At 72.7% G+C, this 13,469-nt stretch carries 11 protein-coding genes; 1 reads left to right on the forward strand and 10 read right to left on the reverse strand.

Annotated features, from left to right (window positions below; genetic code table 11):
- Window positions 1-7 precede the first annotated feature (7 nt).
- On the reverse strand, window positions 8-2,491 hold the full coding sequence (locus tag ACLQ3F_RS14945) for an ATP-binding protein (RefSeq protein WP_425849397.1): 2,484 nt from the start codon (window positions 2,489-2,491) through the stop codon (window positions 8-10).
- Between the two features lie 239 nt (window positions 2,492-2,730).
- Here ACLQ3F_RS14945 and ACLQ3F_RS14950 point away from each other — a divergent pair, with 239 nt between their 5' ends.
- Window positions 2,731-4,011 carry a hypothetical protein gene (locus ACLQ3F_RS14950; protein WP_425849399.1) on the forward strand — a complete coding sequence of 427 codons (1,281 nt, stop codon included), beginning with the start codon at window positions 2,731-2,733 and terminating at the stop codon, window positions 4,009-4,011.
- A 74-nt stretch (window positions 4,012-4,085) separates the two neighbouring features.
- Here the strand turns inward: ACLQ3F_RS14950 and ACLQ3F_RS14955 are convergent, their stop codons facing one another.
- The 9 genes from ACLQ3F_RS14955 to ACLQ3F_RS14995 all read right to left on the reverse strand — a co-directional run bounded on the left by ACLQ3F_RS14955 (window position 4,086) and on the right by ACLQ3F_RS14995 (window position 13,369).
- On the reverse strand, window positions 4,086-5,069 hold the full coding sequence (locus tag ACLQ3F_RS14955) for an AAA family ATPase (RefSeq protein ID WP_425849400.1): 984 nt from the start codon (window positions 5,067-5,069) through the stop codon (window positions 4,086-4,088).
- 257 nt (window positions 5,070-5,326) lie between these two features.
- Entirely contained in the window at window positions 5,327-7,237 is a 1,911-nt protein-coding gene (locus ACLQ3F_RS14960) for a primosomal protein N' (protein ID WP_425849402.1), read from the reverse strand.
- Window positions 7,238-7,296: 59 nt separating this feature from the next.
- Window positions 7,297-8,490, reverse strand: coding sequence for a methionine adenosyltransferase (metK, locus tag ACLQ3F_RS14965; RefSeq protein ID WP_091401916.1), 1,194 nt, complete (start codon window positions 8,488-8,490; stop codon window positions 7,297-7,299).
- A gap of 88 nt (window positions 8,491-8,578) precedes the next feature.
- Window positions 8,579-9,787 carry a bifunctional phosphopantothenoylcysteine decarboxylase/phosphopantothenate--cysteine ligase CoaBC gene (gene coaBC / locus ACLQ3F_RS14970; protein ID WP_425849404.1) on the reverse strand — a complete coding sequence of 403 codons (1,209 nt, stop codon included), beginning with the start codon at window positions 9,785-9,787 and terminating at the stop codon, window positions 8,579-8,581.
- A 14-nt stretch (window positions 9,788-9,801) separates the two neighbouring features.
- Window positions 9,802-10,065, reverse strand: a complete 264-nt coding sequence (gene rpoZ, locus ACLQ3F_RS14975) for a DNA-directed RNA polymerase subunit omega (protein ID WP_030335666.1) — start codon at window positions 10,063-10,065, stop codon at window positions 9,802-9,804.
- A 64-nt stretch (window positions 10,066-10,129) separates the two neighbouring features.
- Window positions 10,130-10,663, reverse strand: a complete 534-nt coding sequence (locus ACLQ3F_RS14980; RefSeq protein WP_355009192.1) for a guanylate kinase — start codon at window positions 10,661-10,663, stop codon at window positions 10,130-10,132.
- A gap of 25 nt (window positions 10,664-10,688) precedes the next feature.
- A complete protein-coding gene (gene mihF / locus ACLQ3F_RS14985) occupies window positions 10,689-11,006 on the reverse strand; it encodes an integration host factor, actinobacterial type (protein ID WP_030335662.1) in 318 nt (105 codons plus the stop codon).
- 178 nt (window positions 11,007-11,184) lie between these two features.
- Window positions 11,185-12,021: an orotidine-5'-phosphate decarboxylase gene (gene pyrF, locus ACLQ3F_RS14990; RefSeq protein ID WP_425849407.1), complete on the reverse strand. Its 837-nt coding sequence runs from the start codon at window positions 12,019-12,021 to the stop codon at window positions 11,185-11,187.
- 73 nt (window positions 12,022-12,094) lie between these two features.
- Window positions 12,095-13,369, reverse strand: coding sequence for an adenosylmethionine--8-amino-7-oxononanoate transaminase (locus ACLQ3F_RS14995; protein ID WP_425849410.1), 1,275 nt, complete (start codon window positions 13,367-13,369; stop codon window positions 12,095-12,097).
- Window positions 13,370-13,469 lie beyond the last annotated feature (100 nt).

The following is a 13,469-nucleotide window of genomic DNA, read 5'->3' on the forward strand; positions in this document are numbered from 1 at the left end:
ACCTCGCTCAACCACCGCCGGTGTGCCCAGCGTCACCGGCGAACTGCCCGGCCAACAACTCCCGTACCCGCTCGGCGTCCGGGTGGCCGAGATCGTCGAGGATGAGTAGGGCCCGCAGCCAGGTACGCGCGGCGCCGGCCGCGTCCCCCAGCGCCTGCCGGCTCTCGCCGAGCCGGGACAGGGTGTCCGCCTCGTCGTAGCGGTCGCTGACCCGCCGGTACAGCCCGAGGGCCCGCTGGAAACAGCGGATCGCCGCCGGGTGGTCAGCCAGTCGGGCGTGGATGAAGCCGAGGCTGTCCCAGGTGTTCGCCTCGCCGTGCCGGTCCCCTGTCGTCCGCAGCAGCGCCAACGCCTCCCGGCAGTGCCCGAGCGCCGGCTCGTACCGGCCGAGCTGGGCGTACGCCCACCCGACCGCGTTGCGGGCGCTGGCCTCCCCGGCGACGTGCCCGGCGGCCCGGTACAGCGCCAGGGCCCGCTCGCTCTGCTCCAGGGACTCGGCGTGCCGGCCGAGCCCGTCGAGCATCGCGCCGAACGCGCGGTGGGTGCGCGCCTGCCCGGTGTGGTCGGTCAGCTCCGCGAAGATCGCCAGGGCCTGCCGGTAGTTCCTCGCCGCCTCGTTCACCCGACCCAGCCGGGACAGCACCCTGGCGAGGTCGCGGTGGGCGTTCGCCTGCCCGGGTCGGTCGCCGGCCCGCTGCGCCCCGGCCAGGGCGTTGCGCTGGGCCACGGCCAGGTCCGGCCACCGCCCCCGGCGTTGCAGGAAGTCCACCAGTGTCCAGGCCAGCTGCCACGCGTGACCGTCGAACCCGGCCCGCCTCGCGTGGGCGACGGCCGCGAGCAGCACCGGATACTCGACGCTGAACCAGGCGAGCGCCTGACCGAGGTCGGTGATCTCCTCGGGCAGCACACCCGGCGCGGGGGCGGTGAGGGTGACCGGGTCCCGACCCGGTTGCAGCAGCAGTGCCGCCGCGTGGGCGGTGTGCAGGTAGTGGTCCAGCCCGCGCCGGATCGCGGCCCGCCGCGCCTTCCCCGGTTCGAGACGTTCGACCTGCTCGGCCGCGTACGCCCGGAGCAGGTCGTGCGCGCCGAACCGACCGGGGGCGTGCTCGGTGACAAGGTGCGCGTGGGCCAGTTCGGCCAGCAGTCGGGGCACCTGGGCCCGCGGCAGCCCGGCCAGACTGGCCGCCGCGGCGAACCCGATGTCCGGTCCGGGATGGCAGCCGAAGAGCCGGAACAGGCGGGCCGCCGCCGGGGTCAGGCTCCGGTACGACCAGGAGAAGACGGCCTGCACGTCGGTGCCGGCGTCCCCTCCGTCGAACGAGTCGAGTGGTCGCGGCGCCGCCCGCAGTTCGGCGGCGAGGGTGGCCAGCGGGAACGTCGGCTTCTCCGCACCTCTCGCGGCGAGCACGGCCAGCGCCAGCGGCAGCCGCGCACACCGCTCGATGATCTCGTCCACCGCCCGCGGCTCGGCCGCCAACCGGTCAGTGCCGAGCCTCCGGGCCAACAGTTGCCAGGCCTCGGCGGTGCTGAGCAGGTCGACGCCGATCGGCCGGGCGCCCTCGGCCGCGATCAGCCCGACGAGCCGGTTGCGGCTTGTCACCAGGACCAGGCAGTTCGGGCTGCCGACCAGCAGGGGTCGGATCTGGTCGGCGTCGCGGGCGTTGTCCAGCAGCACCAGCATCCGGCGGCCGGCGAGCAGGCTGCGGTAGAGGCCCACCTGCGCGGGCAGGTGGGTGGGGATGCGTTCGGGCGGTACCTCGAGGGCCTCCAGGAAACCTCGGACCGCCTCGACGGCCGTCACCACCGATCCGGTGGCGTCGAACCCGCGCAGGTCGACGTAGAGCTGGCCGTCCGGGAAGCGGTCGGCGACCCGGTGCGCGAAGTTGACAGCGAGGGTCGTCTTGCCGACCCCGGCCGTACCGGACAACGTCATGACGGTGACCGACGCCATGCCCTCGTTCCCGGGTGCCACGGCGCGAGCGCATTCGGCCTCGAGCTGGGCGAGTTGGGTCGCCCGCCCGACGAACCCGGGCAGCGCCGGGGGCAACTGGCGGGGTATCGGGAATCGGGGGGACGTGGTGCCGGCGCGCGGGCCGCCGACCCCGGCCCGCGCGACCGCCCGCCCGCCGGTCGCGTGCTCCCGGTTCGGGCGTCGGCGTCGCTCTTCGACCCGGTCCCGCGCGGTGGCCAGCACCCCCTGTTCGGCGGGGCTGGCCCCGAGCAGTCGGATGAGGACGTCGAACCGCTCCGGTGGCGGCAGGATGTTGCCGGCGAAATACTCGCCGATGATTCCGCGTGACCAGCCGGTCTTCGCGGCCAACTGTCGGTACGTCAGCAGGGTCTCGCCCTGTTGCCGGGCCTCGCGGCGGCGCAGCTGGCGCAGCAACCCGGCCAGCTCGGGCAGTGTCTGCGTCTCGGTGCAGACGCGGACCAGCTCGGCTGACCCGTGTGACGTCTGATGAGTGCCGGACGGTATCCACTGCTCAGACATGCGACCCCCACCCCGGTCATCCGGCCCCCCGGATGCGCACGGGCAGGGTAATTCCGGCCCCACGCCAATCGATAGACGGCTGCCAATGTATGACAGTTCCACTACGGACAGTCGCCCCGTCCAACAGCGTCCAGCGGTGTCCAGTCCCGTCCAGGATCCGCCCCATGGCGTCGACGCCCCTGCCACCGTCCTGGTGCGGGCACGGCCCGCTCCACGACCCCTGGGGGAAGAGGTACCCGATGATCCGTCCACACCCGACCACCCGGCGCCCCGTGGCGATGCTGCGTCGCGTCGCCGTCACCGCGATCAGTCTCACGCTGCTCGCCGCCGGCCTGACCGCCACACCGGCCACCGCCGCACCCGGGGGCAAGGCCCCCGCCACCGGATCGTTCATCGACAGCACGCCGGTGCCCGGCGGCTTCGCCTCCTGGTCGGAGCTGCTCCGGGTGCAGCAGCGCATGAACAACGCCGCCGCCCAGATCACGAACGCGGCGCAGCGCAGCGCCAACTCCGGCTTCGCCGGCATCGTCGCCGACCCCACCACCCGCCACCTCCAGGTCTACTGGAAGGGTGAGCCGCCGGCCAACCTGGTGGCCAACGCCCGGGCCACCGTCGCCACCAAGGTGCTGCCCGCCGCGTACTCGCAGCGGGAACTCATGGCCGCGGCCGACCGGCTGCGGGCCTCCGCCGGTGACAAGATCACCACGGTCGGGCCGCGCGCCGACGGTGCCGGCCTGCTCGTCGGCACGCAGGACGGGCTGCTCGGTGCTACCGCGCTGGCCGGTGTGCCGGTGACCGTGCAGACGAAGGTCGCCGCCGCGCCGGCGACCCGATGGGACGACACCGCGCCGTGGTGGGGTGGTGCCGCCTGGCGCAACGCCACCACCGGTGGTGGCTGCTCGACGGGCTTCGGGGTCTTCAAGAACGGGAACGCGCGGATCCTCTCCGCCGCGCACTGCGGCAACCTCAACAACGTCGCGACCGACCCGACCGGGCAGTCGATGGGCACCGTCAGCACCCGCAACGCCGGCACCGACACCCTGCTGTTGTCGGCCGGCTCCGGCGGCCGGGTCTTCAACAACAGCACCGACGCGAACGGCAACGTGGTCAGTGAGTTCAGCAACCAGGTGATCGGCGCGTCGGCCAGCCAGGTCGGCAACTGGGTGTGCACCTCCGGCGCGTACTCCGGCACCCGCTGCTCGATCCAGGTGAAGGCCCGCAACCTGTGCATCAACGTGCGCGACTTCGGCCAGGTCTGCGGTCAGGTCCAAGCGGAGAACACCACCGGCGCCAACGCCGTCGGCCAGGGTGACAGCGGCGGCCCGGTGGAGATCGTGAACGCGGCGAACACCCTCCAGGTCTGGGCCACCGGCACCAACACCGCCATCGACGACACCTTCACGTCGACGACCTGTACCGGCTACCGCCCCGGCGGCCGGGTCTGCGCCTGGCGGTTCTACTACGAGGACATCTTCTCCGGCATGGCCGGCGTCGGCGCCTCGGGTGTCGTCCTCGGCTGAGCCGTACCAGCTATCCGCCGTACGACTCGGTGGCCGGGCCGGCGCGCGTACCCCGCGCGTCGGCCCGGCCTCGCTCAGGCGCCGGCGGCCGGGTCCCCCGCGAGCACCGCGTCGCCGCGGAGCAACGCCGGCTCGGGCAGCGGCAGTTGGATCTTGTGAGCCGCCTCCCAGTCGTAGATCAGGCCGGGGCGCACCTGGGCGGCGAAGTAGTCGATCGCCGTCATCCCGCCCACCACCGGCTCGTCGACCTCGGCGACCAGCTGGGCGGGGACCAGGGAGAACCCGTTCTGCAGAGCGGCACTGAGGCGGCGATGGCCGTCGACGACGAAGAAGTACTCGCCGGTGAACCCGATCTTCAGCGGTTCGAGGGCCTCGTCGCCGGCCTCGGCCACCCCACCGACGAAGTCGGTGTCCCACAGACCACGCAGGGTGGCGATGTCCTCGGTCGGGTAGACCCGGGCCGGGTCCAGCAGCAGCAGCGGCGGGCCGTCGCGCAGCACCTCGGCGCCGAGCGTGCCCTCGTACGCGGCCACGATGTGCTCGATCACCTCGGCGGCGGACGCCCGGGTGGTGTCGCAGATCAGGTCATAGTTACGCAGCCGAGCCTTGTCCACCCCGTACCGGATGATGAACCGACTGCGCTCGCTGGCGCTGCGCTCCCGGAGCTTGGCCTTGGCCTCCTCCAGCGAGGCGTAGCTCTCGGCCGGCCCGGAGGGGCGGGCGAGCACCCGGCGGGCCGCCTCGCCCGGCTCGGTGATCATGTGCACCTTGAGCGCGTCGGTGAAGAAGTGCCACGCCAGCCGGGAGTCCATGATGAGGGGCTCACCGGAGGCGGCAATGTCCCGCTGGAGCTGGTCCACGTAGCCGTCGACGGCCTGATCCAGCTCGGCGTGCAGGTTGAGCTGCAGCGCGGTCATCTGCCGCTGCTGCGCCATCTCCCGGTAGAGGTCCCCCACGCTGACCCGGCGCATGCCGAGCCGCTTCGCGATCTCGACCGACACGGTGCTCTTGCCGCTGCCGAGGTCGCCGTTGAAGACGATCGATTGTCCAACGGTCACGACTGGTCCACCCCTGATCACCGGCTCATTGACATCATCGACCTCGCGCCCGACCGACGCGTTCCCGCCATCGTCGCGCCATCCCGCGACGGCCCCAGCTCGGCGTGGCTGACGCCCCCTCGAAACCTGGAGCCCGTCGTACGCCTTGGCATGACGGGCGATGCTACCACTCGGACGCCACCGCTTTGCCGGACGCGGTGTGCGAGGGCTGCCGTCAGCGGGTGAGGTCCGCGACCGTCAGTACCGGCCGAAACACCTCAGAACAGGCTGAGCGGATCGACCTGGAGACGAACCGGATCGGCGGCCTTGCGAGCGGCCCGGACACCGGCGGCCGAGTGCAACGCCTCGGCGAGCGCTGCGGCGCGGGCCCGGGGCACCCGGACCAACATCCGTTCCCGGCCCTCCTCGGCCGGCACCGGCCCGAGCACCTCGGCGTCGTCCGGCAGCCGAGCCGCCGCCAGCAGGTCCGCCACCGCCTCGGCCACCCCGGTGACGCTCGCCATCCGCACGGCCGGCGGGAAACCCAACTCGCGGCGCTCGGCCAGCTCCCGACCGGCGAACCAGCCGGCGTCCCAGCGCAGCAGCGCCTGCACGGGGGCGAGCGCGCCGTCGGCGACCACCACCACCCGACCGGCCGGCGCCGGGCGGGCCAGCGCCGCCGCCGCCAACCAGCGGCGCAGCGACTCCTCGCCGGCGCGCAGGTCGGCCCGGGTCAGCAGGGCCCACGAGTCGAGCAGCAGCACCGCGCCGTAGCCGCCCTCGGCGACCGGCTCGGCGCCCGGGGTGGCCACCACCAGGGCCGCGCCGCCTGGCACGTCGGTCAACACCTCCTCGCGCCCCGAGGTGCGCACCGGCACGTCGGGGAACGCCCGGCCCAGCTCCTCGGCGGTCCGCCGGGCGCCGGTCACCGCGGCCCGCAGCCGCCGCCCACCGCACTCCGGGCAGGCGTACGCGGCCGCCACCCGAGCGCACCACCGGCAGGCCGGGGTACCACTGGCCGAGGGCAGCGCGAGCGGGCCGGCGCAGTGCGCGCAGCGGGCCGGGGTGCGGCACTCGGCGCAGGAGATCGACGGGACGTAGCCGCGGCGGGGCACCTGCACCAGCACCGGCAGGTCCTGGCGGAGCGCGTCGCGGGCAGCCGTCCAGGCCAGGCTGGGCAGCCGGGCGGTGGCGGCCCCGGGGTCGCGGGCCAGTTGCGGGTCGTCCCCGGTCGGCGCGATGGCCGGGATCCGCGCCCGTACGGTGGCCCGGTCGGCGACCACCTCCGGGGCCCAACCGGTCTCCACCAGCAACTGCGCCTCGGCCGTCCGGGCGTACCCGCCGACCAGCGCGCCGGCCTCGGCGAGGTGGGCGCGGGTGAGCAGCACGTCGCGGGCGTGCGGGTAGGGCGCCCGGGGCTCGGAGTGCAGGTCGTCACCGTCGTCCCAGACGGCGACGAGGCCGAGCCGGGCCACCGGGGCGAACATCGCCGCCCGGGTGCCGATCACCACCGGCACCTGGCCACGGCGAGCGGCGAGGAACGCCCGGTACCGCCGGGCCGGGCCGAGCGCGGCGGAGAGGCTGACGTGCCGCCCCGGGCCGAGGACGCCGGTGAGCGCCGCGTCGAGACGGTCGAGGTCACGCGCGTCGGGCACCACGACCACGGCCCCGCGCCCACCGGCGACGGTGGCCGCCACCGCGTCGGCGTACCGGGCCGCCCAGTCCTCACCGGGCAGCGCCGACCAGACCGCGCGGGGCGCCCGGCCGTCGGCGAGCGCCCGCAGCAGAGCCGGACCGGTCGGGTAGTCGCGCCACCCGCGCGGGTCGACCGCTCCGACGGGGGCCGCCGGGGTGGGCGGCTCGCCGTGGGGCTCCTTCTCCACCCGCGCGTGCCGGGGCGGCACGGCGAGCCGGAGCACGTCGGCGAGGCTGCCCGCGTACCGGTCGGCGACCGCCCGGGCCAGCCGGGCGACCTCCGGGGCCAGCACCGGCTCCGGGGAGACCACCTTCTCCAGGTACGCGAGACGGCCGGTGTGCCCGGAGTCGTCGGCGCGCGACAGCAGCCACCCGTCGACGAGTTGCCCGGCGAAGCGCACCTTCACCCGCGTACCGGGCACCGCCACCTCGTCCAATTCCGCCGGCACCAGGTAGTCGAACGGCCGGTCCAGGTGCGCCAGTCCGACATCCACGCAGACGCGTGCGACCGGCGACCCGTCCGCGGGTCGCCGGTCGCTGCGCTTGGTGGCGGTCAGGCTCCCGCGGCCGACTTGAGGTCGGCGGCCCGGTCGGTGCTCTCCCAGGTCAGGTCCGGCAGCTCCCGGCCGAAGTGGCCGTACGCGGCGGTCTGCTGGTAGATCGGGCGGAGCAGGTTGAGGTCCCGGATGATCGCGGCCGGACGCAGGTCGAACACCTCGGTGACGGCCTTCTCGATCGAGGAGACGGGCACGGTCTCGGTGCCGAACGTCTCGATGAACAGGCTCACCGGGTGCGCCTTGCCGATGGCGTAGGCCACCTGCGCCTCGCACCGCTCGGCCAGACCGGCGGCGACCACGTTCTTGGCCACCCAGCGCATCGCGTACGCGGCCGAGCGGTCCACCTTGGACGGATCCTTGCCGGAGAACGCGCCGCCACCGTGGCGGGCGTACCCGCCGTAGGTGTCGACGATGATCTTGCGGCCGGTCAGCCCGGCGTCGCCCATCGGGCCACCGATCTCGAAGCGGCCGGTCGGGTTGACCAGCAGCCGGTAGCCGTCGGTGTCCAGGCCGAGGCTCTCCAGCTCCGGGGCGATCACGTGGTCGCGCACGTCCGGGGTGAGCAGCGAGTCCAACGAGATGTCGGCGGCGTGCTGGCTGGACACCACGACGGTGTTCAACCGGACCGGACGCAGCCCCTCGTACTCGATGGTGACCTGGGTCTTGCCGTCCGGCCGCAGGTACGGGATCGTGCCGTCCTTACGCACCGCCGAGAGGCGGCGGGCCAGCCGGTGCGCGAGCGCGATCGGCAGCGGCATCAGCTCGGGCGTCTCCGAGCAGGCGAAGCCGAACATCATGCCCTGGTCGCCAGCACCCTGCGCGTCCAGCGCGCTCTCCGACGCTCCGGTGCGCAACTCGAAGGCGTTGTCCACACCCTGCGCGATGTCCTCGGACTGCGCACCGATGGAGACGCTGACCCCGCAGGAGGCACCGTCGAAGCCCTTCTTCGACGAGTCGTAGCCGATGTCGAGGATGGTCCGGCGGACGATCGTCGGGATGTCGGCGTACGCCTTGGTGGTCACCTCACCGGCGATGTGCACCTGACCGGTGGTGATCATGGTTTCCACTGCCACGCGGCTGTGGGGGTCCTCGGTCAGCAGCGCATCGAGGATGCCATCGCTGATCTGGTCAGCGATCTTGTCCGGGTGGCCTTCCGTGACCGATTCGGACGTGAAGAGACGGCGTGTCACGGCACTCCCTAAGCGTATGAAGTCGTTCCGCGGAAGTTTAATCACCACTGCGGTCCGTGTCGGGTTCGGTTGTGCTCTGTTCCACCCGTCAGGAGCGGTCAGGCAGCCGCGCGACGACGAGATCCCAGACGGCGTCGGCCACAGCTTCCTTGGCCTGCTCGGGCAACCGGCTGACCGAGCCGTCCGCGCCGATGACCGTCACCGTGTTGGTGTCGGCACCGAAGACCAGGTCCGGACCGACCTCGTTGACCACGATCAGGTCGGCCCGCTTGCGGGCGAGTTTCGCCCTACCGTTGGCCTCGGCATCGCCGGTCTCGGCGGCGAACACCACCAGCACCTGCCCTGGCCGTTTGCGCTGGCCGAGCTCCGCCGCGATGTCCGGGTTCGTGACCAGCTCGATGGTGGGTGCGACACCGTCGTCCGACTTCTTGATTTTGCCAGTCGCGTACGTCGCGGGCCGGAAATCGGCCGGCGCCGCCGCCATCACCACCGCGTCGGCCTCGACGGCGGCCTTGACTGTCGCCTCCCGCAACTCGGCGGTGGTGCCCACCCGGATCAGGTCGACCCCGGCCGGGTCGGCGAGGCCGACGTTGGCCGAGATCACGGTGACCCGGGCACCCCGGGCGACAGCCGCGCGGGCGAACGCGTACCCCTGCTTGCCCGACGAGCGGTTGCCCAGGAAACGCACCGGGTCGAGAGGCTCACGGGTGCCACCGGCGGTGACCACCACCCGGCGACCGGCCAGGTCGGCGTGGGCGGAGTCGCCACGGGCCAGCAGCCGACCCGCGACGGCGAAGATCTCCGCCGGGTCGGGCAGCCGGCCCTTGCCGGTGTCGGCGCCGGTGAGCCGGCCCACAGCGGGTTCGATGACCCGGACCCCACGGGAGCGCAACGTGGCCACGTTCGCCACCGTGGCGGGGTGCTCCCACATCTCGGTGTGCATGGCCGGGGCCAGCAGGACGGGGCAGCGAGCGGTCAGCAGGGTGTTGGTCAGCAGGTCGTCGGCGAGGCCGTGGGCGGCCTTGGCGAGCAGGTCGGTGGTGGTCGGCGCGACCACCACCAGGTCGGCCTGCTTACCGAGCCGGACGTGGGGCACCTCGTGGACGTCGGTCCAGACGTCGTCGGCGACCGGTTGACCGGAGAGCGCGGCCCAGGTCGGCGCTCCAACGAAGCGGAGCGCCGACGCGGTTGGCACCACCCGAACCCGGTGACCCGATTCGGTGAAGAGTCGCAGCAGCTCGCACGCCTTGTAGGCGGCGATGCCGCCACCGACCCCGAGGACGATCGAGGCGGACATCGGCCAGCGGGGGCTTACGGCTGGTCGGTCGGCTCGGCGGTGAGCAGGCCCGAGTTGATCTCGCGCATGGCGATGGAGAGGGGCTTCTCCTGCGGGGTGGTCTCGACGAGCGGGCCGACGTACTCCAGCAGACCCTCACCGAGCTGGCTGTAGTAGGCGTTGACCTGGCGCGCGCGCTTGGCGGCGAAGATGACCAGCGCGTACTTCGACGTCGTCTTCTCGAGGAGCTCGTCGATCGGCGGGTTGGTGATGCCTTCGGGGTTGGCGATGGATCCCACGAATTAACCTCTGCGTCTTTCGAGCCGCGCGGACGCGGTGCTGAGTCTCAACGGCGGCCGACCGTCAGCCACGCACGCGTGACCAGGCCGGATCCGGATAAGAAGAACCGAGTAAGCCTACCAGCTCCTCAACCACCCGTTCGGTGTGGTCGTGGGTCAGCGCGTACGCGACGGTGGCGGCCACCGTGGCGTCGGGCGCGTACCCGGGTGGGCTCAGCAACACCAGCCGGGCATCGGGCAGGCGCGCCCGGACCAGCGGGACGCCGCGCAGGTCGAGCGGGAGCAGCACCGGCTGCCCGGCGTCGAGCCGGGCGCGCAGCGGTGGGTACGGGGTGCCCCGGCGGTGCGAACCGATCCGGGACCACTCCAGCAGCTCGCCGTCGACGATCCGTCGATCGAACTCGGCGGGGGCGAGGAAGACGCGGTCCACCCCGTCGATCTCCGACTCCCGGCGCGGCCTGGTGGTTGCCGCGACCGGGATCCACACGGACGGAGAACGCGCCCGGACGAGCTCGACGACACTCTCCCTGCCGGAACCCGAAGGTCCAGCCAGGACAGTGAGCCGAGCCGCCGGGCGCGCCTCGTCATCCGTGCTCACTGCTTGTTTCTACACGCTGCCAGGTTCAGTTGGCGGCGAACTCTCCAAGCAGTGCCTTGCGCTGCTGCTCGCCGAGGCCACGCAGGCGACGGCTGTCGGCGATCTTGAGCTTCTCCATGATCTGGGTCGCCCGGATCTTGCCGATGCCCGGCATGGCCTGCAGGACGGCCGACACCTTGAGCTTGCCAACGACGTCGTCGCTCTCGGCCCGCTCGAGGACAGCACCGAGGGTGGTCTTGCCCTGCTTGAGCTGCTCCTTCAGCTGAGCACGGGCCTTGCGGATCTCCGCGGCCTTCTCGAGCGCGGCAGCGCGTTGTTCGGGGGTCAGTGACGGGAGCGGCACCAGTTCTCCTCAGGTCCCTATCGCGGCGGGCGGGGCGCACCGCCGCATCTGTGAAACGTGGTGTCGCTGTGAACCAAGGGGTCCATGGTTCCCAGCGCGGGGAAAACTAGCGGCCAACGGAGCTTTCGGCAACGTGGGGGCCGCATGATCACCGTAGAGTGACCGACCCGTCAGTCAGTCACCGGGCAGGCAGAACGGCCCGGCAGTCGACCAGAACGCGGTCCGCGGCGGCCCGCAACGCGGCCACATCAGGGCCGGCCGAGAGCACTTCCCGGGAGTACGACGGGAGCACCGAGGCGAGGCTCGAACCGAAGACGGTCCGCAGATCGGCCGCACCGGCACCCTGCGCGCCGAGCCCCGGAGCGAGCAGTGGGCCCCCCACACCGGAGAGGTCGTGACCGGTGTCACCGATGGTCGCGCCGACCACCAGACCGAAGCTCCCGAGTGGGGACGCACCCCTGTTGAGCTGGGAAATCTCGTCGATCACGGTTTGCGCCACGGTGCGGCCGTCGGCCGTGACGGCCCGCTGCACGGCGGCACCCTCGGGGTTGGAGGTGAGGGCCAGCACGAACACGCCGCCGCCGTGCTCGGCAGCCAGTTCGAACATCGGCGCCAGCGAACCGACCCCGAGGTAGGGGCTCGCGGTGACCGCGTCGACATACACGGGGCTGGATGGATCAAGGTACGCGGCGGCGTACGCGCTCACCGTCGAGCCGATGTCGCCGCGCTTGACGTCGAGCAGAACGAGCGAGCCGGCATCCCGTAACTGTCGGATAGTTGACTCAAGAATCGCCACACCTCGGGACCCGAACCGCTCGAAAAAGGCCGACTGAGGCTTGACTACCGCAACCCGGTCACCGAGGGCTTCCACCACGGTTCGGCTGAACCGGTCGAGCCCCTCAACGTCGTCCGGGAGGCCCCACTGAGCCAGCAGACCCGGATGCGGGTCGATGCCCACACAGAATGGGCCCCGCTCGGTGATCGCCCGGTGCAGCCGGGTACCGAAGCTCTCCATCGGAGTGTTCCCCTCTTCTCGTCCGGGCGGCTGACCCGCCCGGGTAACCCGTCGACCCGGTGGCCGGGCCGACTCAGCCAGCCGCCACCGCCGCCGCCACCCCGGTAGCGATCCGGGCCACGTCGGCATCGTCGGTGACGTACGGCGGCATCGTGTAGATCAGGTCGCGGAACGGGCGCAGCCACACCCCCTGGGCGACCGCGGCAGCCGTCGCCGCGCCGAGGTCGACCTCGTGATCGAGCTGGACCACGCCGATCGCGCCGAGGACCCGTACGTCGGCCACGCCCGGCATGCCGCGCAGAGGCTCCAGACCGGCGCGCAGGCCGGCGCCGACCCTGGCGACCTGCCCGGCCCAGTCTCCGGCCCGCAGCAGCCCGATGGAGGCGTTCGCCACCGCGCAGGCCAACGGGTTGCCCATGAACGTGGGCCCGTGCGCCAGCACACCGGTCGCCGAGATGCCCCGGGCGACCTCCGCGGTGCACAGGGTGGCCGCGAGCGTGAGGTAGCCGCCGGTCAGCGCCTTGCCCACACAGAGCACGTCCGGCGTCACCCCGGCGTGCCCGGCGGCGAACATCTCGCCGGTACGGCCGAACCCGGTGGCGATCTCGTCGAAGATCAGCAGAATCCCGTGCGCGCGGGTCACCTCGCGCAGCACCCGCAGGTAACCCGGGTGGTGGAAGCGCATCCCGCCGGCGCCCTGGACGACGGGCTCGACGATCACGGCGGCCAACTCGTCGGCATGCCGCTCGACCGTCTCCACCAGTGCCGCCACGTACCCGTCGTCGGGCGAATCGGTGAAACCGCCCGGCGGCACCGGGGCGAACACCTGCCGGGGCAGCACGTCGCCCCACAGGTGGTGCATCCCGCCCTCCGGGTCACAGACGCTCATCGGATGGAAGGTGTCGCCGTGGTAGCCGCCCCGCCAGGTCGCCAGCCGGCGCCGCTGGGGCCGCCCGACGGCCCGCTGGTACTGCAGGCACATCTTCACCGCCACCTCGACGCTGACCGAGCCGGAGTCGGACAGGAACACGTGCTCCAGGCCGTCCGGGGTCAGCTCGACCAGGCTTCGGGCCAGCCGTACCGCCGGTTCGTGGGTGAGCCCGCCGAACATCACGTGGCTCATCCGGCCGAGCTGGTCGGTCACCGCCGCGTCGAGCACCGGGTGCCGGTACCCGTGGATCGCCGCCCACCAGGACGACATCCCGTCCACCAGCTCCCGCCCGTCGGCCAGGGTGAGCCGTACCCCCTCGGCGCCGCGCACCACGTAGGGCGGGTTGGCCGGCGGCAGCGCGGCGTACGGGTGCCAGACGTGTGCCCGGTCAGCGGCCAGGATCTCCTCGGGTGTCACGCGTACTCCTCTGCGCCTCAAACGGTCCGGACGGCGGACGTCCTGCGGCCGGGTCGGACCTCTCCCCCGCCGCCTCCCCGCCGTGGCCGCCGCTTCCATG

Origin of the sequence: Micromonospora sp. DT15 (assembly GCF_049841475.1) — a bacterium.
Lineage (GTDB): Bacteria > Actinomycetota > Actinomycetes > Mycobacteriales > Micromonosporaceae > Micromonospora.

Excerpts from the sequence above, each read along its gene's own strand:
- coaBC (WP_425849404.1), bottom strand. The coding sequence starts at position 9,787 with ATGTCCGCCTCGATCGTCCTCGGGGTCGGTGGCGGCATCGCCGCCTAC.
- pyrF (WP_425849407.1), bottom strand. The coding sequence starts at position 12,021 with ATGGAGAGCTTCGGTACCCGGCTGCACCGGGCGATCACCGAGCGGGGC.
- ACLQ3F_RS14945 (WP_425849397.1), bottom strand. The coding sequence starts at position 2,491 with ATGTCTGAGCAGTGGATACCGTCCGGCACTCATCAGACGTCACACGGG.
- ACLQ3F_RS14950 (WP_425849399.1), top strand. The coding sequence starts at position 2,731 with ATGATCCGTCCACACCCGACCACCCGGCGCCCCGTGGCGATGCTGCGT.